Origin of the sequence: Pseudomonas protegens (assembly GCF_003363755.1) — a bacterium.
Classification (GTDB): domain Bacteria; phylum Pseudomonadota; class Gammaproteobacteria; order Pseudomonadales; family Pseudomonadaceae; genus Aquipseudomonas; species Aquipseudomonas danubii.
On sequence record NZ_CP031396.1, the window covers coordinates 5,186,151 to 5,212,176 of the forward strand.

20 protein-coding genes are annotated in these 26,026 nt (G+C 61.9%); 16 read left to right on the forward strand and 4 right to left on the reverse strand.

Features of this window, described 5'->3' with window-relative positions:
* The first annotated feature begins 64 nt into the window (after nt 1-64).
* The 3 genes from DWF74_RS23540 to DWF74_RS23550 are packed head-to-tail and all read left to right on the forward strand — an operon-like array spanning nt 65 to nt 2,432.
* Nucleotides 65-817 (forward strand): 5-oxoprolinase subunit PxpA, encoded by a 753-nt coding sequence (locus tag DWF74_RS23540; protein ID WP_102861649.1) that lies wholly within the window; start codon nt 65-67, stop codon nt 815-817.
* Nucleotides 814-1,518, forward strand: a complete 705-nt coding sequence (pxpB, locus tag DWF74_RS23545; protein ID WP_115581810.1) for a 5-oxoprolinase subunit PxpB — start codon at nt 814-816, stop codon at nt 1,516-1,518. The genes DWF74_RS23540 and pxpB overlap by 4 nt, the downstream gene beginning before the upstream one ends.
* Nucleotides 1,515-2,432 (forward strand): biotin-dependent carboxyltransferase family protein, encoded by a 918-nt coding sequence (locus DWF74_RS23550; RefSeq protein WP_115581811.1) that lies wholly within the window; start codon nt 1,515-1,517, stop codon nt 2,430-2,432. The genes pxpB and DWF74_RS23550 overlap by 4 nt, the downstream gene beginning before the upstream one ends.
* Before the next feature lie 131 nt (nt 2,433-2,563).
* On the opposite strand, the gene DWF74_RS23555 is transcribed toward DWF74_RS23550, so the two are convergent.
* From DWF74_RS23555 to DWF74_RS23565, 3 genes are all read right to left on the reverse strand, one after another.
* The gene (locus DWF74_RS23555) at nt 2,564-3,742 is read right to left on the reverse strand and encodes a vWA domain-containing protein (protein ID WP_102861652.1); all 1,179 of its coding nucleotides are present in this window, start codon (nt 3,740-3,742) and stop codon (nt 2,564-2,566) included.
* Nucleotides 3,743-3,906: 164 nt separating this feature from the next.
* The gene (locus tag DWF74_RS23560) at nt 3,907-4,752 is read right to left on the reverse strand and encodes an AAA family ATPase (protein ID WP_011059855.1); all 846 of its coding nucleotides are present in this window, start codon (nt 4,750-4,752) and stop codon (nt 3,907-3,909) included.
* Nucleotides 4,753-4,895: 143 nt separating this feature from the next.
* The gene (locus tag DWF74_RS23565; protein ID WP_102861653.1) at nt 4,896-5,972 is read right to left on the reverse strand and encodes a DUF748 domain-containing protein; all 1,077 of its coding nucleotides are present in this window, start codon (nt 5,970-5,972) and stop codon (nt 4,896-4,898) included.
* A 127-nt stretch (nt 5,973-6,099) separates the two neighbouring features.
* On the opposite strand from DWF74_RS23565, the gene cysK reads away from it, so the two are divergent.
* The 4 genes from cysK to DWF74_RS23585 all read left to right on the forward strand — a co-directional run bounded on the left by cysK (nt 6,100) and on the right by DWF74_RS23585 (nt 10,317).
* Nucleotides 6,100-7,074 carry a cysteine synthase A gene (gene cysK, locus DWF74_RS23570; protein WP_102861654.1) on the forward strand — a complete coding sequence of 325 codons (975 nt, stop codon included), beginning with the start codon at nt 6,100-6,102 and terminating at the stop codon, nt 7,072-7,074.
* A 368-nt stretch (nt 7,075-7,442) separates the two neighbouring features.
* Nucleotides 7,443-8,381, forward strand: a complete 939-nt coding sequence (locus DWF74_RS23575) for an aspartyl/asparaginyl beta-hydroxylase domain-containing protein (RefSeq protein WP_115581812.1) — start codon at nt 7,443-7,445, stop codon at nt 8,379-8,381.
* A 352-nt stretch (nt 8,382-8,733) separates the two neighbouring features.
* Entirely contained in the window at nt 8,734-9,597 is an 864-nt protein-coding gene (locus DWF74_RS23580) for a DMT family transporter (RefSeq protein ID WP_115581813.1), read from the forward strand.
* Nucleotides 9,598-9,939: 342 nt separating this feature from the next.
* Nucleotides 9,940-10,317, forward strand: a complete 378-nt coding sequence (locus DWF74_RS23585) for a hypothetical protein (protein ID WP_102861657.1) — start codon at nt 9,940-9,942, stop codon at nt 10,315-10,317.
* Nucleotides 10,318-10,388: 71 nt separating this feature from the next.
* Here DWF74_RS23585 and DWF74_RS23590 read toward each other — a convergent pair whose 3' ends face one another.
* Complete coding sequence (locus DWF74_RS23590; RefSeq protein ID WP_115581814.1) at nt 10,389-11,282, reverse strand: DMT family transporter; 894 nt, start codon at nt 11,280-11,282, stop codon at nt 10,389-10,391.
* Between the two features lie 249 nt (nt 11,283-11,531).
* Between DWF74_RS23590 and aceK the strand changes: the two genes are divergently transcribed.
* The 9 genes from aceK to DWF74_RS23635 all read left to right on the forward strand — a co-directional run bounded on the left by aceK (nt 11,532) and on the right by DWF74_RS23635 (nt 26,017).
* Nucleotides 11,532-13,253 carry a bifunctional isocitrate dehydrogenase kinase/phosphatase gene (gene aceK, locus DWF74_RS23595; RefSeq protein ID WP_115581815.1) on the forward strand — a complete coding sequence of 574 codons (1,722 nt, stop codon included), beginning with the start codon at nt 11,532-11,534 and terminating at the stop codon, nt 13,251-13,253.
* Nucleotides 13,254-13,385: 132 nt separating this feature from the next.
* Complete coding sequence (gene hrpA / locus DWF74_RS23600) at nt 13,386-17,297, forward strand: ATP-dependent RNA helicase HrpA (protein WP_115581816.1); 3,912 nt, start codon at nt 13,386-13,388, stop codon at nt 17,295-17,297.
* Between the two features lie 293 nt (nt 17,298-17,590).
* Nucleotides 17,591-18,712, forward strand: coding sequence for a beta-ketoacyl-ACP synthase III (locus tag DWF74_RS23605; protein ID WP_102861661.1), 1,122 nt, complete (start codon nt 17,591-17,593; stop codon nt 18,710-18,712).
* 80 nt (nt 18,713-18,792) lie between these two features.
* Nucleotides 18,793-19,407 (forward strand): RNA polymerase sigma factor, encoded by a 615-nt coding sequence (locus DWF74_RS23610; protein WP_102861662.1) that lies wholly within the window; start codon nt 18,793-18,795, stop codon nt 19,405-19,407.
* The gene (locus DWF74_RS23615) at nt 19,401-19,634 is read left to right on the forward strand and encodes an anti-sigma factor family protein (RefSeq protein ID WP_102861663.1); all 234 of its coding nucleotides are present in this window, start codon (nt 19,401-19,403) and stop codon (nt 19,632-19,634) included. Before DWF74_RS23610 ends, DWF74_RS23615 begins: the two co-directional genes overlap by 7 nt.
* Before the next feature lie 295 nt (nt 19,635-19,929).
* Nucleotides 19,930-21,264: an OprO/OprP family phosphate-selective porin gene (locus DWF74_RS23620; RefSeq protein WP_110595114.1), complete on the forward strand. Its 1,335-nt coding sequence runs from the start codon at nt 19,930-19,932 to the stop codon at nt 21,262-21,264.
* Nucleotides 21,265-21,923: 659 nt separating this feature from the next.
* Nucleotides 21,924-22,925 carry a 4-hydroxy-2-oxovalerate aldolase gene (gene dmpG / locus DWF74_RS23625; protein ID WP_115581817.1) on the forward strand — a complete coding sequence of 334 codons (1,002 nt, stop codon included), beginning with the start codon at nt 21,924-21,926 and terminating at the stop codon, nt 22,923-22,925.
* Nucleotides 22,926-23,024: 99 nt separating this feature from the next.
* Nucleotides 23,025-23,819, forward strand: a complete 795-nt coding sequence (locus tag DWF74_RS23630; RefSeq protein ID WP_240321959.1) for an acetaldehyde dehydrogenase (acetylating) — start codon at nt 23,025-23,027, stop codon at nt 23,817-23,819.
* 41 nt (nt 23,820-23,860) lie between these two features.
* The gene (locus DWF74_RS23635; RefSeq protein WP_115581818.1) at nt 23,861-26,017 is read left to right on the forward strand and encodes a carbamoyltransferase C-terminal domain-containing protein; all 2,157 of its coding nucleotides are present in this window, start codon (nt 23,861-23,863) and stop codon (nt 26,015-26,017) included.
* Nucleotides 26,018-26,026: the final 9 nt, after the last annotated feature.

A 26,026-nucleotide genomic window follows, 5' to 3' on the forward strand; every position in this document is an offset into this window, starting at 1 on the left:
CTGCGCGGGCATTGCGCGACAGCCCTGCAGCTGACCCACAACAAGAACCACAGGAGCACTGACCATGAGCCGCCTGTTATTGAATTGCGACATCGGCGAGAGCTTTGGCAACTGGACCCTGGGCCTGGATGCCGAGGTGATGCCCTTTATCGACTGCGCCAACATTGCCTGCGGCTTCCATGCCGGCGACCCGGGCATCATGCGCAAGACCGTGGCCCTGGCCCTGGCCAACGGCGTGCGCATCGGTGCGCACCCGGCCTATCAGGATCTGGCCGGTTTCGGCCGCCGCTCCATGAGCTATTCGCCCGAGGAGATCCAGGATCTGCTGCATTATCAGATCGGTGCACTGGATGGCATCTGCCGAGCCCAGGGCGGGCGGGTCGAGTACGTCAAACCCCACGGCGCGATGTACAACGACATGATGGCCAAGCCTGCGCAATTGCGCGCGGTGATCGCGGCGGTGGCAGCGTACGATCCACAGTTGCCGCTGATGCTCATGGCCACCCGCGATAACAGCGCCGCACAGGCCCTGGGCGACGAATATGGCGTGACCCTGTGGTTCGAGGCCTTTGCCGACCGTGCCTACGACAATGCCGGGCACCTTGTTTCGCGACAGCTGCCAGGGGCAGTGCACCATGATTCGGCGACCATCATCGAACAGGCCCTGACCATTGCCCGTGGCGAGCCTTTGACCGCCAGCGACGGCAGCGCCTTGCAGTTGCACGCCAACACTCTGTGCGTGCATGGCGACAACGCCAGTTCGGTGGCGGCCGTGCAGCGCATTCGCGCGGCCTTGAACCAGCAGTCCGGCCTATGAAGCCACAGGTTGAAGTCGTCGCCATCGACTGCCTGATGGTGCGCCTGTTCGAAGTGATCGCCGAGGACAACATGCCCTGGATGCTGGCCGCCGCCCAAGGGCTGCGGCGGGCTTTTGGCGAGTCTCTGATCGACCTGGTGCCGTCCTATACCACGTTGATGGTGCATTACGACCTGCTGGCCCTGAGTCCGTCCGAGGCTCGGCAGCGGATCGCGGTCGCCTTGACCGATCTGGCGCCCAGTACCACTCAGGCCGGGCGCGAGCATGTGCTGCCGGTGTGGTACGACCTCAGTGTCGGGCCGGAACTGGCGCTGTTGTCCCGGCGCAGCGGGCTGTCGGTGCCTGAGGTGATCGAGCGTCACAGCCAGCGTGAATATCAAGTGTTCGCCCTGGGGTTCGCGCCCGGATTTGCCTTCATGGGATTGGTGGAAGAGGCGCTGGCGGCGCCGCGGCTGAACACCCCGCGCAAGCGGGTGGCGGCAGGCAGTGTGGGGATCGCCGAACGCCAGACCGCCGCTTACCCGGTGGTATCGCCGGGAGGCTGGAACCTGATCGGCCGTACCCCGAGCCGCCTGTTCGATCGCGAGCGCGAAGGCTACAGCCTGATGCAGCCGGGGGACCGCGTGCGCTTTGCTGCCGTGGAGCGGGCGGAGTTCCTGCGCCTGGGGGGCGATGACACGCCGCTGGAGGTGCCGGCATGAGCCGCTTGATGATCGAGGCCAGCACCCCGCTGTGCCTGCTGCAGGATGCCGGGCGTTTTGGTGTGCGCCATTTGGGCGTGACCCAGGGTGGGGCGCTGGATTGGGTGTCGATGTCCTGGGCCAACTGGCTACTGGGCAATGCCCTGGATGCGCCGGTGCTGGAAATCACTCTGGGCGGTTTCACCCTGTTGGCCGAGGATTATTGCCTGCTGGCCCTGGCCGGGGCCGATCTGGGGGCATATGTCGATGAGCGGCCTTTGAGCCCGGGACGCAGTTTCATCCTGCAAAAGGGCCAGCGCCTGCGTTTTACTCAACCTTTCTTCGGCGCCCGGGCCTACCTGGCAGCCCCTGGCGGATTTGACGCGCCCAAGGTGCTGGGCAGTTGCGCCAGTGTGTTGCGCGAAGCCTTGGGCGGTCCGGATGGTTATGGCCGGGCCCTGAGCGAGGGCGGGGCCTTGAGTTACTCGGGGACTGGCGGTGCGCTCAGGAGCCTGTCGGCCGCGCAGTTGCCGGATTGGCAATGCGCAGCCCCCCTGGAGGTGATTCTGGGCGCGCAGATCGGCCAGTTCAGCGGTTTGAGCCTGTTCGACGCCTTCAACAGCACCTGGACCCTGGACAGCCGTGCCGATCGCATGGGCGCGCGCTTGCTGGGGCCGACCTTGCAGTATCAGGGCCGGCCGATGATTTCCGAGGGCATTCCCCTAGGGGCGATCCAGGTGCCGCCGGACGGCCAGCCGATCATCCTGCTCAATGATCGGCAGACCATTGGCGGCTATCCGCGATTGGGGGCGTTGACCCCCTTGTCGCTGGCGCGGTTGGCGCAGTGTTTGCCGGGCAGCGAGGTGCGATTGACGCCGGTGGTGCAGGAAACGGCGCATCGGCAGCAGGTGGCATTCTTGCGCAGGTTTGGGTAATGGCTGAAGGCGGCCGCTTCGCCACCGTTCGCAGCCTGCGGCAGCGGCTACAGGGGGCTCTGTAGCCGCTGTCGAGCCATGGCGAGGCTGCGAAAAGGCCCGCAAGGCCTTGCTTGACGGTCCCGCGCCGCTTACTTGGACAGGAAACGCATGCCTTCTTCCAGACCACGCAAGGTCAGCGGGTACATCTGGTCTTCGATCAACTCGCGAACGATGTTGGTCGAAGCGGTGTAGCCCCAGGTGTCTTTCGGGTAGGGATTGATCCAGATGAGCTTCTTGTACTTTTCCATGAAGCGCTGCATCCACACATAGCCGGCTTCCTCGTTCCAGTGCTCGACGCTGCCGCCGGCCTGGGTGATTTCATAGGGCGCCATGGCGGCGTCACCGACGAAGATCACTTTGTAGTCGGCGCCGTACTTGTGCAGCAGGTCCTGGGTCGAGGTGCGTTCCGAGCCGCGGCGCAGGTTGTTCTTCCACACCGATTCATAGATGAAGTTGTGGAAGTAGTAGTACTCCAGGTGCTTGAACTCGGTCTTGCAGGCCGAGAACAGTTCCTCGCAGATCTTCACGTGGGCATCCATGGAGCCGCCGATATCGAACAGCAACAGCAGCTTGATGCTGTTGCGTCGCTCCGGGCGCATCTGGATGTTCAGCAGTCCGGCATCACGGGCGGTGTGGTCGATGGTGCCGTCGATGTCCAGCTCCTCCGCCGCACCCTGGCGCGCGAACTTGCGCAGCCGGCGCAGGGCCACCTTGATGTTGCGGGTGCCCAGTTCCACCGAGTCGTCGAGGTTCTTGTATTCGCGCTGGTCCCAGACTTTCACCGCCTTGCCCTGGCGCTTGCCGGCGTCGCCGACGCGGATGCCTTCCGGGTTGAAACCGCCGGAGCCGAAGGGGCTGGTGCCGCCGGTGCCGATCCACTTGTTGCCGCCGGCGTGGCGTTCCTTCTGTTCTTCCAGGCGCTTCTTGAACTCTTCGATGAGTTTGTCCAGGCCGCCCAGGGACTGGATCTGCGCCCGTTCCTCATCGCTCAGGGAACGCTCGAATTCCTTGCGCAGCCAATCCTCGGGGATCAGCGCCTGCAGGTGGTCATCGAGCTTTTCCAGGCCGTTGAAGTAGGCGCCGAAGGCTCGGTCGAACTTGTCGAAATGCCGTTCGTCCTTCACCAGGATCGCCCGGGCGAGGTAGTAGAACTCGTCCATGTCGGCGAAGGTCACGCGCTGCTTGAGCGCGTTGATCAGGTCCAGCAGCTCGCGTACCGACACCGGTACCTTGGCCGCGCGCATTTCATTGAACAGGTTGAGCAGCATGACTATCGCTCTCTAATGATCTAGGGGTCTGTTCAGAAGCTCGCCAAGCGGCGATCAGACAAGGCAGAAACAGGTGAGGAGGCGGAGTTTAGCGAGCTAAATGAGCATTCCGAACCGATTTCTAACGCAGCATGATCGACGCGCAGGCAGCTTCTGGGCAGAGCCTAACGACTACCGCGACGGCTCATGAAGGCCAGGCGTTCCAGCAACTGCACGTCCTGCTCGTTCTTCACCAGGGCGCCGGCCAGGGGCGGGATGGCCTTGGTCGGATCGCGCTCGCGCAGCACCGCCTCGCCGATGTTGTCGGCCATCAACAGCTTGAGCCAGTCCACCAGTTCCGAGGTCGAGGGCTTCTTCTTCAGGCCCGGCACCTTGCGCACATCGAAGAATACGTCCAGGGCTTCGCTGACCAGGTCTTTCTTGATGTCCGGGTAGTGCACGTCGACGATCTTTTGCAGGGTGGTGCGGTCGGGGAAGGCGATGTAGTGGAAGAAGCAGCGACGCAGGAAGGCGTCCGGCAGTTCCTTCTCGTTGTTGGAGGTAATGATGATGATCGGCCGCTGCTTGGCCTTGATGGTCTCGTCGATTTCATAGACGTAGAACTCCATCTTGTCGAGCTCTTGCAGCAGGTCGTTGGGGAACTCGATGTCGGCCTTGTCGATCTCGTCGATCAAGAGGATCACCCGCTCCTCGGATTCGAAGGCTTCCCAGAGCTTGCCCTTCTTCAGGTAGTTGCGGATGTCGTGGACCTTGTCCACACCCAGCTGGGAGTCGCGCAGGCGGCTGACCGCGTCGTACTCATACAGACCCTGGTGGGCCTTGGTGGTGGACTTGATGTGCCAGGTGATCAGCTTGGCGCCAAAGGATTCGGCCAGTTGCTCGGCGAGCATGGTCTTGCCGGTGCCGGGTTCGCCCTTGACCAGCAGCGGACGCTCCAGGGTGATGGCGGCGTTGACTGCCAGCTTCAGGTCATCGGTGGCGACGTATGCGCTGGTGCCTTCGAACTTCATCTGCAATTCCTCGAACGGTAACGGCGAGCTGCCCGGGGCAGATCGATTGAATGGAGAGTGATGGCGCGACTATAACGCGGTGCCCGGTCGACTGTGAACGTGGACGCCCCATTCAGTCTCTGAATGGAGCGTCACGGGGTGACTCAGTCAGTCGAGGGCTTGGGTTGTTCGTAACGGGCATTGAAAGCCTGGATGAATCCATTGCGCAAAATCTGCAAAAACGCCTGGAATGCGCTGATATCTTGCTGGTGCACACTGCCGCTGAGTTCGACCCGGGTGGCGAACTGGTTCTTGTGCTGGTTCTTCAGCAGGTTTTCCCCGGCCCCCACCAAGGCTTCCCATACCGAGCGGAATATTCCTTTGTTGCGGTTCTCCACGTCCTGCTGCCAGTTGAAGACTTCCACGTCCCGCAGCAGCGGCTTGATATAGCCATGCAGTTGGCCCTTCTCGGCCTGGGCTTCGATCACCACGTCGCCGTGTCCGGCATTGAAGTCGAACTTGCCGTAGGCCGAGGCGAAGTCGTTGAAACGCTTGAGTTCGATATCCCGGGCCCGCAGACGGAATTCGAAGTCCTCGAAATTGCTCAGGGGGTCGAAGGTGGCGGTGCTTTCCATGGGGGCCTGGCCTTGCAGCAAGGCCTTGCCGTCGAAGCGTGCATCGCGTTTGCCCTGGGTATCCACCACGTTGGTCAGGTTGTAGACGCTGGCATTGACCTGGGTGGCGCCGATGTTCACCGGGGGCGTGGAGCTGAAGTTGCGAAAGTGGATCTTGCCGTCGCTGATCCGCAGCTCGTCGAGGGTGATGGGCAACAGCTTGCCCAGTTGCGCCCGCCAGTCGGTGCCTTCGCCGGTCTGCGACGCTTGCTTGTCGGCGCCGCCATCGACGAAGTTCAGCTCCGGCTGGACGAACTGCACCTTGGCCACCACGGCATGGTCGTACCACAGTGAATGCCAGCTCACTGCCAGGTCGATCTGCGGCGCCTTGACGAAGGGCACCGGCACCTTGCCGCTGACCTTGACGATCTCCAGCCCGTTGATGCGGTAGGCGCCGCGCCACAGGGCCAGGTCGATATCGCTGATCTGGCCACGGTAGTCGCCCATGTCTGCCAGTTTGTCATTCAAGTAGTCGCGCACCAGATAGGGCAGGGTGAAGTGCAGGGCCAGCAGCAGGACCAGCAGGCCGGCCAGGGTCCATAGGGGCCAACGGTAACGACGTTTCATGATCAGCAGTCTCCAGCCGTATAGAGGCATTGACTGCCTGGGGTCGCAGTCGTTCGGCGCGACTGGACGCTCAAAGGCACCAGGCATACCCTTGAGGACTTCTTCACTGCTGCATAAGGACCCAGCCATGAGCCGAATTTTTGCTGACAATGCCCATTCCATCGGCAATACGCCCTTGGTGCAGATCAACCGTATCGCCCCTCGCGGCGTGACCATCCTGGCCAAGATCGAAGGGCGTAACCCGGGCTATTCGGTGAAATGCCGGATCGGCGCCAACATGATCTGGGACGCGGAAAGTCGCGGCAAGCTCAAGCCGGGCATGACCATCGTCGAGCCCACTTCGGGCAACACCGGGATTGGCCTGGCGTTCGTCGCCGCTGCCCGTGGTTACAAGTTGATGCTGACCATGCCCGCGTCCATGAGCATCGAGCGGCGCAAGGTGCTCAAGGCCCTGGGGGCGGAGCTGGTGCTGACCGAGCCGGCCAAGGGCATGAAGGGCGCGATTGAAAAGGCGGCGGAAATTCTCGCCAGCGATCCGTCCAAGTACTTCATGCCGCAGCAGTTCGATAACCCGGCCAACCCGGCGATCCACGAGAAAACCACCGGTCCGGAAATCTGGAACGACACCGACGGCGCCGTGGACGTGCTGGTGGCTGGGGTCGGCACGGGTGGCACCATCAGCGGTGTGTCGCGCTATATCAAGAAGACCCAGGGCAAGCCGATCCTCTCGGTGGCGGTGGAACCTGCCACGTCGCCGGTCATCAGTCAGAAACTGGCCGGTGAAGAAATCAAGCCCAGCCCCCACAAGATCCAGGGCATCGGCGCCGGTTTCGTGCCCAAGAACCTGGATCTGGAAATGGTCGACCGGGTCGAGCTGGTGACCGACGAGGAATCCAAGGCCATGGCCCTGCGGTTGATGCAGGAAGAGGGGATTCTCTGCGGGATTTCCTGCGGCGCGGCAATGGCGGTGGCGGTGCGCCTGGCCCAGACCCCGGAAATGCAGGGCAAGACCATCGTGGTGATCCTGCCGGACTCCGGCGAGCGCTATCTGTCGAGCATGCTATTCAGCGATCTGTTCACCGAGCAGGAAAACCAGCAGTAACGCACCCCGGGCATTCGCCGACAGGCGCCGGCTCGCCGGTGAATGCTGACCTACATCAGGCAAGAGCCTGGCCGCTTATGCTACTTAAGCGCCTTTGTTGCACGTCCGTTAACACTGAATGTTGAGTCGTGCGGGTTTTTCCAGGGTCCAGGAGTGTTTATCATTGCCGGCTGCCAGGTTGGGTGAACACTCCCCCACACAGGCTGTGTGAAAACTACTGCGTTTGGCAATACTGCGTTAAAAACAGGCTCGGAATGCTCATTTAGGCCCCTAAACTCCGCTTCCTCGCCTGTTTTTGCCTTGTCTTGCCTTCACTCGCAACGTTTTCACACAGCCTGCACAGGTGCCTATTTCCAAGGAGTCGTTGCATGAGCTTTTCCTTTGCCGCCAAGTTCGCGGTGTTGTCGCTGTTCGTCGGCAGCATCCTTTACGTGCATCTGCGCGGCAAAGCGCGTCTGCCGGTACTGCGCCAGTTCGTCAACCATTCGGCGTTGTTTGCCCCCTACAACGCGCTGATGTATCTGTTTTCCGGAGTGCCCTCCAAACCTTACCTGGACCGTAGCAAGTTCCCCGAGCTGGACGTGCTGCGGGACAACTGGGAAGTGATCCGCGAAGAGGCCATGCATCTGTTCGACGAGGGATATATCCGCGCGGCGGAGAAGAACAACGATGCCGGCTTCGGTTCCTTCTTCAAGAAGGGCTGGAAGCGTTTCTACCTCAAGTGGTACGACAAGCCCCTGCCGTCGGCGGCCGCGCTGTGCCCCAAGACCGTCGAGCTGGTGAGCGCCATTCCCAACGTCAAGGGGGCGATGTTCGCCCTGCTGCCCGGTGGCAGCCACCTGAACCCGCACCGCGATCCCTTTGCCGGCTCGCTGCGTTATCACCTGGGTTTGTCGACTCCCAACTCCGACGCTTGCCGGATCTTCGTCGATGGCCAGGAGTACGCCTGGCGCGACGGTGAAGACGTGATGTTCGACGAGACCTATGTGCACTGGGTGAAGAACGAAACCGAAACCACCCGGGTGATCCTGTTCTGCGACATCGAGCGTCCGCTGAGCAGCCCGCTGATGACGCGCATCAACCGCTGGGTCAGCGCCCAGTTGGGGCGTGCGACCGCGCCGCAGAACCTCGATGACGAGCGCGTTGGCGGGATCAACCAGGCCTATGCCTGGAGCAAACGTTTCAGCGACAGCTTCAGCGGTGTGGTCAAGCAGTGGAAGCGCCGCAATCCCAAGCTCTACCGCATCCTGCGCCCGGTTCTGGCGGTGGTGGTGCTGATGGTCTTGTGGAAGTGGTTGTTCGGATAAGTCTTGCAATGAATATCGGGCGCCGGTTACATTCGGCGCCCGATGAGTCAACCGACTCATGGTTTTTTCCCTTCAAGAAAGATCAGCTCATGGCCTTTTCCCCTCTCAACGCGGTAGTGGTTTCAGCGGTCAACGCTGGCGTCGTGCCGTGCGGGAATCAGCAGCCTGTGCAGATCGGTCAGTACCCCCCACCTGTCAGTAGCACGCCGGTGTACGCAGTCGTATCACCGCCGGGCGTTGGCTTTTCGGGCTGATCAGCAATCGCTGCTGTTCCCTGTGCCCGCCTGAACCAAACACTACTGAACTTCAGCCTTGGCTGAATTGGCTTCTTGCCTGATTACAGGTGGTTTTCATGTTGCTCATTTCCAAAAAGTCCGCACTTGCGGCGGCTTCCACGAGCCTGTTCGTCCTGCTCTGGAGCAGTGGCGCGATCTTCTCCAAATGGGGCCTGACCCAGGCTTCGCCCTTTGCCTTCCTGCTGCTGCGTTTCATCATCGCGCTGATGGGCCTGGTGCTGCTGCTGCCCCTGCTCAAGCTCAGGTTGCCCCAGGGGCGCCGGGCCGTGGGCTTTGCCATGGCCACCGGCCTGGTGCTGCTGGGGGCCTACCAGATCTTCTACATCCTGGCCCTGGACCTGAAGGTCACCCCAGGCGTCATGGCCACCATCATGGGGGTGCAGCCGATCCTCACCGTGGTGCTGATGGAGCGCCAGCGTTCCTGGAGCCGCCTGTTCGGCCTCAGCCTGGGGCTCATCGGGCTGATCATGGTGGTCTACCAGGGCATCGGTCTGGCAGGGATATCCGTCTCCGGCATGCTCTGTGGCCTGCTGGCCCTGGTCAGCATGACGGCCGGTTCGATCATGCAGAAGCGCATCACCGACAACCCCTTGGGCACCCTGCCGGTGCAGTACCTGGCGGGCCTGTTGCTGTGTGCGCTGTTCGTGCCGTTCCAGCCGTTTCACTTCGAGTACAGCGCCAGCTTCGTGATTGCGCTGCTGTGGATGGGGTTGGTGGTGTCGGTACTGGCCACACTGCTGCTGTACCGCTTGATCGCTCAGGGCAACCTGGTGAATGTCACCAGCCTGTTCTATCTGGTGCCGGCGGTGACCGCATTGATGGACTTTATCTTTTTCGGCAATCGTCTGGCCTGGCTGAGCCTGATGGGCATGGGCCTGATCATTGTCGGCCTGGTCTTCGTGTTCCGTAAGAGCGCCTGATAGTTACGGGCGACGATCCTCGCGGTGGTTGTCCAGACCTGCGGCCGAGCGCAATGCTCGGTCGCTTTTGCGCATCATTGATTCAATTAATGATCGACTATAAGCACGAATAGTGGCTAGATGCCACTATCGTCGTGTAGTTCTTTGCCGGTCAATAAAGGTCTGATTTCAAACCTTGTATGTGCACGTAATGAGCGACTGAAGCGAACCCTCAAGGTTCTTTTGATAACCAGATGCTTAGACTTTTTTGTTGGCATTCCAAATTAGTCCATCAGACAAACCTTAAAAGCTAAAGCCGGTACCTAGACTGACGACATAGTCCTTAAACAAAGGAGAGTCAGTATGAACGCAACGTTCGCTTCAACCGCTTTCGGTTTGCTTTTGGGACTGTCGAGCAGTTGTTTCGCCGCTGCTCCCGTGGCACAGGGGGTCATCCGCTTTACCGGCAGTATCGTTGAGAGCCATTGCACCACCAGCGCCGCCAGCACAGGGCTTAGCCTACGCCAGTGTCCTCAAGGCTCCCGCGGCACCGCAATCGACGTAGCCCGTGTGGGAGCCGTGGCCAGCGTCAGCGCTTCGGATCATTCCGCCGTCAAGGTCAAGCTCTTGGCCGACAGTGGTTCCCAGGGCCGTTACTACAACCAGCACTATGCCTTTGTTGATCAGGCCGGCAAGGCCGTAACCTCCGGCACCTACCTGATTACCCTGAACGTTCCATAGGGCCACCGCCAGCGTTGCGACTCGGAGCTGCGGCCTCCCGAGTCGCAGGCTGATCAGAACCAGGCAGTGCTTCAGGCCGCCGATTTTGCCCCGGGCCGCAGCACCAGCCACAGGGCGGCGCCAATCAGCGCGCCGCCATACAGATGCGCCATGGACAGCGGCTCATCCAGCAGCAAGGCCCCCCACAACACGCCGAACGGCGGAATCATGAAGGTCACGGTCATTGATCGCACCGGACCGATGGCGCTGAGCAGCCGGAAATACAGCACATAGGCAAACGCCGTGCAGCCCAGCCCCAAGCCCAGCAGCGACAGCCACACGCTCCAGCCACCCCAACTGGCCGGCGGCTGGCTGATGGCGTTGTAGGCGAACAGGGGCAACAGCAGCAGGGTGGCACCGAGCATGCTGCCCAGCGCCGAGAGGCGACTGTCCAGGCCGCCGGCCTGATCCAGCCAGCGCCGCGCGAGGAAGCCGGCGAAGCCGTAGCAGGTGGTGGCCATCAGGCAGGACAGGGCGCCAAGCAGCAGTTCATGGTCGAAGGCCACAGGGCCGGCGCGGGTCAGGATGCCGACGCCGAACAGGCCCAGGCAGACGCCGGCGATCTTGCTCAGGCTCAGCCGCTCATGAAAGAACAGCCCGCCGATCAACACCCCCATCAAGGGCGTGGTGGCATTGAAGATCGCCGAGTAGCCGGCAGGCAGCACCTGGGCTGCCACCGAATACATCGTTGCCGGTATGCCTGAGTTGATCACACCGAGCAGCAACACGGTCTTGAGCTTGCCGCGAAAATTCCAGTCGACCCGCATCAGCGCCAGCATGACCAGCAGCCCGAGCGCGGCAATCGACACCCGGAAAAACGCCGTGGGCACGCTGCCCAGCACCGGGGCGATGATGCGCATGAACAAAAAGCTCGCGCCCCAGATGGCGGCCAGCGACAACAGACGCAGGAGATCGACAAGTCTCACGCAAGGATCCTTCGGTTTGAGGGCGGGGATCTTGCCCAGCGCTGGCGGGCATGGCAAACCTTATTGGTGCACAGGGCGAAGAAACCCGGCACTGGGTTTGTTGTGTCCCATGATTCGCCACACAAGCCTGGGGAGCAGGGCGACTGCCGGGTCATTTTCCGGCGTACGCTTGATCACAAAAATACGCTTCTCCTCAAGCCGTTTCACTGGCTAAGCTCTGGCATCGTAAATTCCCGCAGAGGTCTACTTATGCCGCAGCCATGGCCCGCCGCCGATATCGCTCGAATGATCCTCGATGGCTTCGACGACTACCGCGAGCATTTCCGCCAGATCACCGACGGCGCCCGGCAACGCTTCGAGCAGGCGCAATGGCAGGAAGCGCAGAGGGCCTCGGCGGCGCGGATCAACCTGTATGAGGAAAAGGTCGGGGAAACCGTGGCCCGGTTGCACCAGTCCTTCAGCGACGATGCGTTGATGGATGTCGGCCAGTGGCCCCTGGTGAAAAGCGCCTACATCAGCCTGATCGACCTGCGTTTTGACGATGAGCTGTCCGAGACCTGGTACAACTCGATCTTCTGCGGGCTGTTCAGCCATGACCTGATCAGTGACGGCTGCATGTTCATCCACACCACCCGGCCCAGCCTGCGCCGGGCCCGGGCCGCGCAGACCCGCAGCTACCACCCCAAGGGCAACCTGCCGGCGATGCTCGAACAGGTGTTCGCCGACTACCGCTTCAACGAGGACTATGCCGACCTGCCGGGGGACCTGCGGCGCCTGGAGGCGCAACTGCGGGAGAACCTGCCGGACTGGGTGTGCAAGGACCCTGAGTTGACCCTGGAGCTGTTCTCCTCGGTGCTCTACCGCAACAAGGGCGCTTACCTGGTGGGGCGTATCTTCACCCACGAAGAACAGTGGCCCCTGGTGATCCCGCTGCTGCATCGTGAAGGCCGGGGCATCCAGATCGATGCGCTGATCACCGACGAAGCCGATGTCTCGATCATCTTCTCCTTCACCCGCTCGTATTTCATGGTGGATGTGCCGGTGCCGGCGGAATTCATCGGCTTTCTCAAGCGCATCCTGCCGGGCAAGCACATCGCCGAGCTGTACACCTCCATCGGCTTCTACAAGCACGGCAAGTCGGAGTTCTACCGCGCCCTGATCAACCACCTGGCCAGCACCGACGACCGTTTCATCATGGCTCCCGGTGTGCGCGGCATGGTCATGAGCGTGTTCACCCTGCCGGGCTTCAATACCGTGTTCAAGATCATCAAGGACCGCTTCTCGCCGTCGAAGAACGTCGACCGGGCCACGGTGATCGAGAAGTACCGATTGGTGAAAAGCGTCGACCGGGTCGGGCGCATGGCTGATACCCAGGAGTTCGCCGATTTCCGCTTCCCCCTGAGCAAGTTCGACCCGGCCTGCCTTGAGGAACTGTTGGAAGTGGCGCCGTCCACCGTGGCCGTGGAAGACCAGACCGTGCTGATCCGCCACTGCTGGACCGAGCGCCGCATGACCCCGCTCAACCTCTACCTGGAGCACGCCAACCCGGATCAGGTCCGCGAGGCCCTGGAGGACTACGGCCTGGCGATCAAGCAACTGGCGGCAGCCAATATCTTCCCTGGTGACATGCTGCTGAAAAACTTCGGCGTGACCCGTCACGGCCGGGTGGTGTTCTACGACTACGACGAGATCTGCTACCTCACCGAAGCCAACTTCCGTCACATTCCGGCGCCCCGTACACCGGAAGACGAGATGGCTTCCGAGCCCTGGTATTCCATCGGCCCCCACGACGTGTTCCCCGAGGAGTTCCCACCGTTCCTGTTCGCCGATGCCGGCCAGCGCAAGCTGTTCGACCAGTTGCACGGCGAGCTGTACAACGCCGACTACTGGAAGGGCCTGCAGGACGCCATCCGCGCCGGCAAGATCATCGATGTCTTCCCTTACCGGCGCAAAGGCCTGGAAGACGAATAAAAGTGCAGGAGCCGGCGTGCCAGTGAAGGTGCTCGTGAGGACGCCTTCGCCGGCACGCCGGCTCCTACGTATTGCCTGCGCTTTTCTGCGACAATCGCGCCCTGCCTACATAGACGACATTTTGCGTACCTGATGACTTCCGAATCGCCTGCAATCGACCAACTGTTGAAAAACCTCGATCAAGCCATGCTCGCCGACCGCCACCGGTTGCGCCGGCAGTTGCTTGAACTGCGCAAGAAGCCCGACGAGGCCAAGCTCGCCCAGTGGCTGGAGCGGATGCAGGCGTCGTGCAACCTGGTGACGGCGCGGCGCGACAGCGTGCCGCCGATTCGCTATGACGACAGCCTGCCGATTGCCGCCAAGCGCGACGAGATCAAGGAGGCGCTGCTCAAGCATCAGGTGCTGATCATTGCCGGTGAGACCGGCTCGGGCAAAACCACCCAGTTGCCGAAGATCTGCCTGGAAATCGGTCGCGGCCAGCACGGTCTGATCGGCCATACCCAGCCCCGGCGGATCGCTGCCCGCAGCGTCGCCAGCCGAGTGGCCGAAGAACTGGCCACGCCCCTCGGGTCGCTGGTGGGTTACCAGGTGCGTTTCGAGGATCAGAGCGACTCCAGCACCCTGATCAAGTTGATGACCGACGGCATCCTGCTGGCGGAAACCCAGAACGACCGTTACCTGGAGCGCTACGACACGATCATCGTCGACGAGGCCCACGAGCGCAGTCTGAACATCGACTTCCTCCTCGGTTACCTCAAGACCCTGTTGCCACGGCGTCCGGACCTGAAGGTCATCATCACCTCGGCCACCATCGACCTGGAGCGCTTCTCCAAGCACTTCGATAACGCGCCGATCGTCGAAGTCTCTGGCCGCACCTTTCCGGTGGAAACCTGGTATCGCCCCCTGACCCTGGAGCAGGACGAGGAGGGCAACCGGGTCGAGGACGACCTGACGGTGGACCAGGCGATCCTCGCCACCCTGGATGAAATCGCCGCCTACGAGCGCAGCGAGCGGCGCAGCCCCGGAGACGTGCTGGTGTTCCTGCCGGGGGAGCGGGAAATTCGCGACGCCGCGGACATGCTGCGCAAGGCTCAGCTCAAGCACACCGAGATCCTGCCGCTGTACGCGCGCCTGTCGCCGGCGGAACAGCAGCGGATCTTCCAGTCCCACCCGGGCCGGCGGGTGGTGCTGGCGACCAACGTCGCGGAAACCTCGCTGACCGTGCCGGGCATTCGCTATGTGATCGACAGCGGCACTGCACGCATCAGCCGCTACAGCTACCGGGCCAAGGTCCAGCGCCTGCCCATCGAGGCGGTGTCCCAGGCCAGCGCCAACCAGCGTAAAGGCCGTTGTGGCCGGGTCGAGCCGGGGATCTGCGTGCGCCTGTACAGCGAGGAGGATTTCCTCGGCCGGCCGGAGTTCACCGATCCGGAAATCCTGCGTACCAACCTGGCGGCGGTGATCCTGCAGATGCTCCATCTGCGCCTGGGGGAAATCACCGCGTTCCCGTTTATCGAGCCGCCGGATGGCAAGGCCATCAGCGATGGTTTCAACTTGCTGCAAGAACTCTCGGCGGTGGACCGCAACAGTCAGTTGACGCCTCTGGGCCGGCAACTGGCGCGGCTGCCGGTGGACCCGCGCATGGGCCGCATGCTGCTGGAAGCGGCGAAACTCGGCAGCCTGCAGGAAGTGCTGATCGTCGCCAGTGCCATGTCGATCCAGGACCCTCGCGAACGTCCGCCGGAGCGCCAGCAGGCCGCCGACCAGGCCCATGCACAGTGGAAGGACGTGGATTCGGACTTCGCCGGGCTGGTCAATCTGTGGCGCGGCTTTGAAGAGCAGCGCCAGGCCCTGACCGCCAGCCCGCTGCGCAACTGGTGCCGCAAGAACTTCCTGAATTACCTGCGCCTGCGGGAATGGCGCGACTCGCACCGGCAGCTGAGCCTGATCTGCCGCGACCTGCAACTGAGCCTGAACAAGGAACCGGCGGACTACCCGAAACTGCACAAGGCGGTACTGGTGGGCCTGCTGAGCCAGATCGGCCAGAAGACCGAAGACGGCGATTATCTGGGAGCTCGTCAGCGACGTTTCTGGATTCATCCGTCCTCGGGCCTGGGCAAGAAACGCCCGCAATGGCTGATGACCGCCGAGCTGGTGGAGACCACCAAGCTCTATGCGCGCATGGTGGCCAAGATCGAGCCGGACTGGATCGAGCCCCTGGCTGGCCACCTGGTGAAGAAGAACCACTTCGAACCCCATTGGGAAAAGAAGCGTGGCCAGGTGGTGGCCTACGAGCAGATCACCCTGTTCGGGCTGATCGTGGTCGGCCGTCGGCCGGTGCATTACGGTCCGGTGGACCCGGTGGTGTCTCGCGAGCTGTTTATCCGCGAGGCCCTGGTGCGCGGTGAGATTCAGTCCAAGGCCAAGTGCCTGACTGCCAATACCCAATTGCTGGAACAGCTCGACGCCCTGGAAGCCAAGGCCCGGCGCCGGGACATCCTGGCGGACGAGGAAACCCTGTTCGCCTTCTACGACGAGCGCCTGCCGGCGGAGATCCACCAGACCGCGACCTTCGACAGTTGGTACCGGGTTCACAGCCAGAAGAACCCGCAGCTGTTGATCATGCGCGAGGAAGACGTGCTGGCCCGCGAGGCCAGCGAGGTCACTGCCAAGCAGTACCCGGACACCCTGCATATTGGCGATCTGGAACTGGCCCTGAGTTATCACTTCGAGCCCAACCATCCCCGCGACGGCGTGACCTTGCGGGTGCCGGCGCCCCTGCTGCCGGCGCTGCCCGCCGAACGCCTGGAGTGGTTGGTGCCGGGGCTGATCGAGGCCAAGTGCATCGCCCTGGTGCGCAACCTGCCCAAGGCCCTGCGCAAAAACTTCGTGCCAGTGCCGGACTTCGTCAAGGCGGCCTTGCAGCGCATGGTCTTCGCCGAAGGCTCGTTGCCCCAGGCCCTGGGCCGCGAACTGTTGCGCATGACCGGTGCCCGGGTCAGCGACGAGGCCTGGAGCGAGGCCGCGCAGCAGGTGGAGAGCCACCTGCGGATGAACCTGGAAATCGTCGACGCCCAGGGCAAGTTCCTCGGTGAAGGTCGCGACCTGGCCGAACTGACCGCGCGTTTTGCCGAAGCCAGTCAGGCCGCCCTGGCGGTGCCGCAAACCGCCAAGAGCCAGCAACCGGTGGAGGCCCGTGTGTTTGCCGCGGTCGCGGAAAAGACCCAGCAGAAGATCGCCGGACTGTCGATGACGGTCTACCCGGCCCTGGTGGAAGAGGCGGGGACGGTCAAGGAAGGGCGTTTCTCCACCGCCGCCGAGGCCGAATTCCAGCATCGCCGGGCCCTGCAGCGCCTGCTGTTGCAGCAATTGGCCGAACCGGCCAAGTTCCTGCGCGGCAAGCTGCCGGGGCTGACTGAGCTGGGCCTGCTGTACCGTGAACTGGGCCGGGTCGATGCCCTGGTGGAGGACATCCTCCTGGCCAGCCTCGACAGCTGCATCCTCGACGGCGAAGCCACGCTGCCTCGCGATGGCGCGGGCCTGGCGTCCCTGGCCGAGCGCAAGCGCGGCGCCTGGACCGAGCACGCCGAGCGTCTGGCGCGCCTGACCCTGGAGATTCTCAAGCTCTGGCACGGCCTGCAAAAACGCTTCAAGGGCAAGATCGACCTGGCCCAGGCGGTGGCCCTCAACGACATCAAGTCGCAGTTGGCGAATCTGGTGTACCCGGGCTTTGTCCGGGAAACCCCGGCCCTGTGGCTCAAGGAACTGCCGCGCTACCTCAAGGCGGTGGAACTGCGTTTCGAGAAGCTCGGCAGCCAGCTGCAGAAGGATCGGGTCTGGAGCACCGAACTGGCGGGCCTGTGGAGCCAGTACCAGACCCGGGCGCAGAAGCATGCCCAGGAAGGCAAGCGCGACCCGCAACTGGAGCTGTATCGCTGGTGGCTGGAGGAATACCGGGTGTCCTTGTTTGCCCAGCAACTGGGGACCAAGGTGCCGATTTCCGACAAGCGCCTGAACAAGCAGTGGAGCCAGGTCGAAGCCTGAGCCCCTGCAGGCGCCGGCTCCCCAGCTAAGGTGTCTGCGTGGGCAGCGCAAGGCGCCAAGGCCCCTTCGCCGGCAAGCCGGCGCCCACCGGGCACACTGCAATTGCGGCGAAATGCCGGTGTTTATGGCAAACTCCGCCGTCATAAATACCGGCCCTGTTGTTCTGTACCCCAGGCAAACGGGCGGATCGGAATAAAGCGATGCCAGGAAGGCTCCCACCAGCGGGGCAGTCCGTTTATGGTTTGGCACGGCGGTGCCAAGACCTTCTGCCTCATCACACTAGAGGAACGACCGTGCATAACGTCGTCATCAGCGGCACCGGCCTGTTTACCCCGGCCAACAGCATTTCCAACGAAGAGCTGGTGGAATCTTTCAATGCCTACGTCCACCAGTTCAACAGCGACAACGCCGCGGCCATCGAGCGGGGCGAGGTGCAGGCCCTGACCGAATCCAACGCCGCTTTCATTGAAAAGGCCTCGGGGATCAAAAGTCGCTTCGTCATGGATAAGGACGGCATCCTCGACCCGCAACGCATGGCCCCGCGCCTGCCGGAACGTTCCAACGACGAATGGTCGGTGCTTTGCCAGATGGCGGTCGCCGCCGCCGAACAGGCCCTGCAACGGGCCGGCAAGACCGCCGCCGACATCGACGGGGTGATCGTTGCCTGTTCCAACCTGCAGCGTGCCTATCCGGCCATCGCCATCGAAGTCCAGGCCGCCCTGGGCATCCAGGGCTTCGGCTTTGACATGAACGTGGCCTGTTCTTCGGCGACCTTCGGCATCCAGGCTGCCTGCAACAGCGTGCAACTGGGTCAGGCCCGGGCCATCCTGATGGTCAACCCGGAAGTCTGCACCGGACACCTGAACTTCCGTGACCGCGACAGCCACTTCATCTTCGGCGACGCCGCCACCGCGGTGATCATCGAGCGGGCCGACCTCGCCACCTCGGCCCAGCAGTTCGAGATCGTCAGCACCAAGTTGCTGACCCAGTTCTCCAACAACATCCGCAACAACTTCGGTTTCCTCAACCGCGCGGCGGAAGAGGGCATAGGTGCCCGGGACAAGCTGTTCGTCCAGGAAGGCCGCAAGGTGTTCCGTGACGTTTGCCCGATGGTGGCCGAACTGATCGCGGCCCACCTGGAAGAAAACCAGCTCAATGTCGGCGACGTGAAGCGCTTCTGGCTGCACCAGGCCAACCTGAGCATGAACCACCTGATCGTCAAGAAACTCCTGGGCCGTGAAGCCACGGTGGAAGAGGCCCCGGTGATTCTCGACACTTACGCCAACACCAGTTCGGCCGGCTCGGTGATTGCCTTCCACAAGTACCAGGACGACCTGGCCAGCGGCTCCCTGGCCGTGCTCAGTTCCTTCGGCGCCGGCTACTCCATCGGCAGCGTACTGCTGCGCAAGCGTTGATCTAGGCTGATGTGGGTGTGGCGCAGGGCCGGGTTGGCGCGTCACACCCTCTCAAACCTGCATGATTGAACGAGGCACGAATGGCTGCTGCTGATGACACGCAACTGCTAGAGCGCCTTTTGGCGGGTGAGCAAAAGGCATACAAGGAACTGGTCAGTACCTACCAGAGCGCTATGCGCGCGGTGGCTTACGCCATTGTCGGCAACCGCCATGCCGATGAAGTGGTACAGGACGCCTGGTTGTCGGTGGTGCGCAATCTGTCAGGGTTTCAGGGGCGTTCCAGCCTCAAGACCTGGCTGCTGACCATCACGTCCAACGCGGCCAAGGGCCGTTACAAACAGAATCGCCGGGAAGTCCTGCTGGATGACTTGCCCGCCCCCCACGGCACCGTGGGCGATGAGCGTTTCTCTTCCAGCGATGGCCACTGGCTGGTGGCGCCCTTCGCCTGGCACGAGGACACCCCGGAGGCCCTGCTGACCGAGTCCGAGCTGCGAGACTGTCTGGAGCACACCCTGCTCAGCCTCTCGGAACTGCAAAGCAGCGTCCTGCTGTTGCGCGAACGTCAGGGTTTGGAACTGGAAGAAATCTGTAATCTTTTGGGGCTCACGCTCTCCAATGTACGGGTGCTGTTGCACCGGGCGCGTTTGAAAGTCTTCGCCACCGTGGAGCATTTTGAGGAAACCGGCCAATGCTGACCTGTAAGGAACAAGTGGCACGTTCCAGCGACTACCTGGACGGCCAGCTGAGTTTTCGCGAGCGCCTGATGGTTCGCCATCATCTGCTGTTCTGCCCCAATTGCCGGCGTTTCATTCGTCAGATGCGCCTGCTCCAGGCCACGTTGCGGGTGCTTCCCGAACCGCCTCTGGAAGGTCTGGACGAACTGGCCGAACGCCTGGCTGCCGAGCACAAGCGCGACCTCTGACCTTTGCCCCCATGCGGATGCCGCCGTGCATCCGCATCTGTCATCAATCGGTCATCCGATCGAAGGTGACAGCTCTGTAATGTCCCCCCATTCCCCCGCAAACCCTGGCGAAAGCGCTCTAGCACGGGCTTTTTGCCTTATTGCATTTCGAAGTAAAAAAGTTCCCCTGTAATTAAATCTTTATCTATCAGCAACCCGGCTGAAATAACCCATCGCCAAGATTCCCACCCAACACCAGCGGGCCAACCCCGCGTGTTTTCCAACGCTACAGACCACCAATTAGGGGAACTCTTCGATGATCCGTAAGCACTTCGCCGGTTTTGCCGCCAGCGCCCTGGCCCTGGCAGTAACCGCCCAGGCTTTCGCTGGCACCGTCACCACCGACGGCGCCGATATCGTAGTCAAAACCAAGGGCGGCCTTGAGGTTGCTACCACCGACTCCGCGTTCAGCTTCAAGCTGGGCGGTCGTCTGCAAGCCGACTATGGCCGTTTCGACGGGTTCTACACCAAGAATGGTGATACCGGCGACGGCGCCTACTTCCGCCGCGCCTATCTGGAATTGGGCGGCACCGCCTACAAGGATTGGAAATACCAGATCAGCTACGACTTCTCCCACAACTCCGGCACCGCCGATGACGGTTACTTCGACGAGGCGTCCATCTCTTATGTGGGCTTCAAGCCGGTGACCATTCGCGCCGGTCGTTTCGACGCCGACTTTGGTCTGGAGAAGGCCACCAGCTCCAAGTGGGTTACCTCCATGGAGCGTAACGCCGCCTATGAGCTGGCCGACTGGATCAACTCCCACGAGAACGGCATGGGGCTGCAGGTCAGCTCGGTGGTGGCCGACATGGCTTACCTGTCCGGCAGCGTCTCGGCCAAGGACATCAACGACAGCGATGGCGACAGCGTCAAGCAGCTCAACGCCCGTGCCGTGTTTGCACCGCTGCATGAAACCGGCAACGTCCTGCACTTCGGCCTGGACTTCGCCAGCCGCGATCTGGGCGATACCGCCTTCGACTCGCGGATTCGTCCTCGCCTGGGCGTGCGTGGCATCGCCACCAACGGCGGCAACGATGCCGGCGCCAACGGCAACCGCGCTACCTTCGGCGGTGGTGTCGGCCTGAACGCCTCGAACCTGACGACAGCAGGCGCTTATGACAATGACCGAGTGTTCGGCGGCGAGTTCGCCTTCGCCAGTGGCCCGTTCTCGGCCCAGGCGGAATACCTGACTCGCAAGCTCAAAGCCGACAGCAACGCTTACAAGGACGTCAAGGCCAACGGTTTCTACGGCCAACTGGCCTACACCCTGACCGGCGAATCCCGGGTCTACAAACTCGATGGCGCCAAGTTCGACACCATCAAGCCGGAAAACAAGCAGTACGGTGCCTGGGAAGTGTTCTACCGCTACGACAACATCAAGGTTGATGACAAGAACATCGTCGCCGCCACCGCTACCCGTGAAGTTGGCGATGCCAAGGCCAACATGAACACCATCGGGGTCAACTGGTACGCCAACGAGGCGATCAAGGTGTCCGCCAACTACATCAAGGTCAGCACCGACAAGATCAGCAACAGCGTTGGCGATGACAGTGGCGACGCCCTGGTGGCTCGCGTGCAGTACGTGTTCTAAGGCTGTTGCAACATCCAGGTAGAGCTCTTTCTCATCCGTTATAGCTCCTCTCGTTTTGACCCCGCTGCGGCGGGGTTTTTTTTGCCCGAATACGGCAATACGCTGTTTTTGGAGTGAAGGTCATAGCGATCGAAGGACGCTAGTTAGCCCCTTGGCAGGCGTCAAATTTAAAAAATAAATAGCCTCTGGATGGTTCCCGTCGAGTTTATTTTCGCTGTTGAAATCCGCCATCAATCGCTCTCGCTACAGCCGTTGGCGAAAGTGCTCATGGGCCAGTCGATACGGGGCAATGGTGGATGAGGCGAGGGCGTCGATACGGTTTTTTTTCTGGATTGATTTTTTTTCTTAAAAAATATTACGGTTTTTTAGAATGAAATTAGTGCGGTTGACAGCCTCGGAATGGCTATGGAAGTATCAAAGAAGATTGCAGGTAAACGTTTGTAAAGTTACCTGGAAGATACAGTTCTACACGGAGTTTTGTAGGGCTGGTCAGGCTGATTGTTGTCAGGGAAGTTAGAGCTTTAACCGATTGTTAATACGCTGGTGGCCGGCGCTGAGTTGTTTGCTCATGCCCCGGCCCGATAAGCCCTTCAAGGAAGTGAAGGGTGGGGCAGAGTAATTAAGTACCCCTGTACCGGGGGTCGCAAGGGATTGCTGACATGACGAAAGTTGAACTTTACGACCCGACACTTCGGGACGGTAATCATGCGCTCGGGCACCGACTTGGCCTGGAGGACATCAGTGCCTATTGCCGCGCCGTGGATGCCTGTGGGCTCTACTGCGTGGAGGTCGGTCATGGCAACGGCCTGGGGGCTTCGTCCCTGCAGTTGGGGCTGGCTCCCCACAGTGATGAAGCGATGCTGAGCACCGCTCGGGAAGCCTTGCAGCAGACCCGCCTGGGGATTCATGCGATTCCCGGGTTCGCCAGGATCGATCATCTGCACATGGCCATCGAGCAGGGTGTGGATGTGCTGCGCATCGCCTGCCATTGCACCGAGGCCGATATCACCGCGCGCTACATCGACTTCGTCAAGTCACGGGGCGCCGAGGCCCAGGGCGTGCTGATGATGACCCACATGGCCAGTGCCCGGACCCTGCTGGAGCAGGCCCGACTGCAGGTCAGCTACGGCGCCGATGCCATTGTGCTGATGGATTCCGCCGGGGCCTACATGGAGCAGGACGCCTTTGAAAAGGTTTCGCTGCTGGCCCAGGAGTTGCCGGTGCCCATAGGTTTTCACGGGCATAACAACCTGGGGCTGGCGGTGGCCAACAGCCTGAGCGCGGTCAGGGCCGGAGCCCGGTTGCTCGACGGCACCATCAATGGCCTCGGCGCCGGCGCCGGCAATACCCCCCTGGAAGTGTTGTGCGCGGCGCTGATGAAGCTCGGTCTGGTGGACGAGGCTCGGGCCTTTGCCATGATCGTCGCCTCTGAGCAGAGCACGGACCGGATCAAGAGCGCGCAGCCCCATATCAGTGCCATGAACATTGTCAGCGGTTTGTACGGGGTGTTCTCGGGGTTTGAAAAGCCGGTGTTGAAGGCCGCACACCAACATGGTGTCGCGGCGCTGGATATATATCGCGTGCTGGGCAAAAGAAAAGTAGTGGCAGGTCAGGAAGACCTGATTATTGAAGTTGCGATGAATCTGGCCAAGGCGCTGTGAATTCAACTGACTTCCCATAAGCAAGGAGAGCGCTTTATGGTACTTAGAGTCGCGATATTAGGCAGCGGTAATATTGGCTGTGATCTTTTGTTGAAGGTCATGCGCAGTTCTTATTTGCGCTGTGATTATTTTATTGGGCGCAATCAACAGTCGGCGGGGCTGGACTATGCCGCAAAACTGGGAGTGCGTTGTGATCATCGCGGTATTGATAAGTTAGTTGAACATCTGGATGAAGTTGATGTGGTGTTCGATGCCAGCAGTGCCCAGGCCCATGTGCAACATGCCCAGGTGTTGGAGGGGCAGGGCAAGTTGCTGATCAACCTGACTCCGGCCGATACCGGCGTCTGGTGTGTGCCCACGATCAATTCAAGCACGTTGCGGGATGTAGAGAACCTCAACATGGTCACCTGCGGTGGCCAGGCCTCCCTGCCGATCGTGCACGCGCTGCGGCGCACCGGTCAGCACCTGAACTACGTGGAGGCGGTGTCGTCGATTTCCGCCCGCAGTGCCGGCGCTGCAACCCGGCTGAATGTGAACGAGTACCTGTGCACCACGGAGAAGGCCCTCAAGCATTTCTCCGGCGCCCCGAGCGTCAAGTCGATCCTCAACATCAATCCGGCCGATCCGCCGGTGGACATGCAGACCACGGTCTTCGCCCTGATAGACAAACCGGACATGGCCGAGCTGCGGCACAGTGTCCGCGTGATGCTCGATCAGGTGCGCCAGTACATGCCCGGCTACTCGCTGATCATGGAACCCAGCCTGATCGACGGCAAAGTGGTGACCATGGTCCGGGCCAGGGGGGCAGGGGACTACTTGCCGGCCTATGCGGGCAACCTGGACATCATCACCAGTGCGGCAGTCCGGGCCGCCGAAGATCGTTGCCGGAACTGAACCCAGGACGGGTTCGAGGTTTATCTCAGGAGAGTGTCGACATGACCAGGGTATACGGAACCTACGGGCCGAAGCTCAAGCGCCTGCCCGAGTGGGTCAAGCGCGTGACCGACTTTGTCTACGAGAAGTTGGGCCGGCGGCAGCATTTCTACAGCGGTGAAAGCGCCTTCGCCCAGGAGCGCGGAGCGGAGTTCGCCCGGCGTCTGGCCCAGGGCGAGAGCCTGTACCTGCTAGGGGTCGGTCCCTTCGGGCACAACACCGGCGTGGCCCTGATCAAGGTCAGCGCCAAGGATGGCATCCACATCATTGCCAACAACGAGGAGGAGCGCTTCAGCGCAGAAAAACACTCCAACAAGTTTCCCCAGCACAGCCTGGCAGAGATCCGCCTGATCATGGCCAGCCGCAATATCAGCGCGCAGGACATCTTCTGCATTCTTGGCAGTTGGGACTACATCCGCGCCCTGGGCTTTGACCTGAAGATCATCTTCGAGCACGCCCCCAGCAGCCTGACCCTGCTCAACCCGCGGCACGACCCGAACTTCAACCTCAGCCACCTGGTCAAGGGCCTGGGGGCGCCCAAGCGAATCTCCCAGAGCCTGGGCCTGGAAACCACCCAGCCGCTGATCGGCATGCATCACCACAACAACCATGCCTACCTGGCCTATGCCCTGTCGCCGTTCGCCCGGGAGCCTGAGCCGGTGATCCTCACCGTGCTCGACGGCACTGGCGACAACGGTGCCATCTCGTTGTACGAAGTCCGCGACGGCCAGGTCATCTGTCACCGGCAAAACCAGAGCACCATCGACTCCCTGGGCTACCTGTACGGCTACATCAGCTCGACCCAGGGCGGCTGGAGTTTCCTCAGCTCCGAAGGGCGCTACATGGGCGCCGCAGCCTGGGGCAATGCCAGCCGCCTGACCAACCCCTATTACAAGCGCCTGCGGCAGATCCTGTACTTCGCCGAGGAAGGCAACATCCACGTCAACCGGACCATGGTCAACTGGCACATCAAGAGCCACACCGAGCCCTATGGCCAGCCGCTGATCGACATCCTCGGCGCGCCCATCGCTCCGGGGGACATGTGGAACCCGGACAGCGTGCTCAGCGTCGACGACATCGAGCATTCGGACATCACCCAGGATCGGGTCGACAAGGCCCAGGCCCTGCAACTGGTGTTCGAGGACGCGCTGTTCCATATCGTCGATCACCTGATCCGCAAGACCTGTGCCCACAAGCTGGTGCTCACCGGCGGCACGGCGCTCAATTGCATTGCCAACATGCATCTGGTGCAGCACTTCAATCGCGACTACTTCCAGCGCTACCTGGGCCAGGACCAGTGCCTGAAGATCTGGGTGCCGCCGATCCCCAGCGACTGCGGTGTGGCCCTGGGCGCGGCGATACAGTTCGCCATGCGCAATGGCGCCGACGCGCGCAACGATTTCGCCAGCCCGTACCTGTGTGGCCTGGCACCGTCCACGGCGCAGATCCAGCGCGCAGTGATCGAGGAGCAGGGGGTCGAAGCCCGCAAGATCGGCTCTCTGAACCAGGCCGATTCCCTGACCGATGTGGCGCGCTTCATGGCCAGCCTGGTGTGCAACAACGCCGTGATCGGGGTGTTCCAGGGGCCGGCGGAAACCGGTCCGCGGGCCTTGGGCAATCGCAGCATCCTGGCCAACCCGTGCAATCCCAACACCCTGGAACTGCTCAACTCGAAAGTGAAGTTCCGGGAGAAGATCCGGCCGCTGGCGCCCATGGTCACCCTGGAAGAAGCCCATCGGCTGTTCGAGCTCGATGAAGGGGCCAAGACCGACGACTACTCGGCCTACAACTACATGGTGCTCACCGCCCGGGCGCGCCCCGAGGCCCGCAGCCGGGTTCCGGCGGTGGTCCATGTGGACGGCACCAGTCGCCTGCAGATCGTGCGCCAGTCCCTCAACCCGCTGATCCACGCCTACCTCAAGCAGATGGGGAAACACTGCGGGGTCGAGGCCTCGGTGAACACTTCGCTGAACGTCGGCAGCCCGATCGCCCAGACCCCGGCCCATGCCCTGCAGACCCTCAAGCGGGCCAAGGGCATGGACGCGCTGATCATGGTCGGCGCCAGTGGCGACATCTTCGCGGTGTGGAAAACCGACAGCGACTTCAAGCGGCGGCTAGCGGTGTTCGAAGCCCAGGCCCTCGACGTCATGCCTACCTGACAGGCACCT

Bases quoted from the DNA above. Each gene is read 5' to 3' on its own strand.
- DWF74_RS23615 (WP_102861663.1), top strand. From the start codon at position 19,401: ATGCTGACCTGTAAGGAACAAGTGGCACGTTCCAGCGACTACCTGGAC.
- DWF74_RS23555 (WP_102861652.1), bottom strand. From the start codon at position 3,742: ATGCTGCTCAACCTGTTCAATGAAATGCGCGCGGCCAAGGTACCGGTG.
- DWF74_RS23635 (WP_115581818.1), top strand. From the start codon at position 23,861: ATGACCAGGGTATACGGAACCTACGGGCCGAAGCTCAAGCGCCTGCCC.
- DWF74_RS23540 (WP_102861649.1), top strand. From the start codon at position 65: ATGAGCCGCCTGTTATTGAATTGCGACATCGGCGAGAGCTTTGGCAAC.
- hrpA (WP_115581816.1), top strand. From the start codon at position 13,386: ATGACTTCCGAATCGCCTGCAATCGACCAACTGTTGAAAAACCTCGAT.
- DWF74_RS23550 (WP_115581811.1), top strand. From the start codon at position 1,515: ATGAGCCGCTTGATGATCGAGGCCAGCACCCCGCTGTGCCTGCTGCAG.
- DWF74_RS23565 (WP_102861653.1), bottom strand. From the start codon at position 5,972: ATGAAACGTCGTTACCGTTGGCCCCTATGGACCCTGGCCGGCCTGCTG.
- DWF74_RS23610 (WP_102861662.1), top strand. From the start codon at position 18,793: ATGGCTGCTGCTGATGACACGCAACTGCTAGAGCGCCTTTTGGCGGGT.
- DWF74_RS23560 (WP_011059855.1), bottom strand. From the start codon at position 4,752: ATGAAGTTCGAAGGCACCAGCGCATACGTCGCCACCGATGACCTGAAG.
- DWF74_RS23585 (WP_102861657.1), top strand. From the start codon at position 9,940: ATGAACGCAACGTTCGCTTCAACCGCTTTCGGTTTGCTTTTGGGACTG.
- DWF74_RS23580 (WP_115581813.1), top strand. From the start codon at position 8,734: ATGTTGCTCATTTCCAAAAAGTCCGCACTTGCGGCGGCTTCCACGAGC.
- aceK (WP_115581815.1), top strand. From the start codon at position 11,532: ATGCCGCAGCCATGGCCCGCCGCCGATATCGCTCGAATGATCCTCGAT.
- DWF74_RS23575 (WP_115581812.1), top strand. From the start codon at position 7,443: ATGAGCTTTTCCTTTGCCGCCAAGTTCGCGGTGTTGTCGCTGTTCGTC.
- pxpB (WP_115581810.1), top strand. From the start codon at position 814: ATGAAGCCACAGGTTGAAGTCGTCGCCATCGACTGCCTGATGGTGCGC.
- dmpG (WP_115581817.1), top strand. From the start codon at position 21,924: ATGACGAAAGTTGAACTTTACGACCCGACACTTCGGGACGGTAATCAT.
- DWF74_RS23620 (WP_110595114.1), top strand. From the start codon at position 19,930: ATGATCCGTAAGCACTTCGCCGGTTTTGCCGCCAGCGCCCTGGCCCTG.
- DWF74_RS23630 (WP_240321959.1), top strand. From the start codon at position 23,025: ATGCGCAGTTCTTATTTGCGCTGTGATTATTTTATTGGGCGCAATCAA.
- cysK (WP_102861654.1), top strand. From the start codon at position 6,100: ATGAGCCGAATTTTTGCTGACAATGCCCATTCCATCGGCAATACGCCC.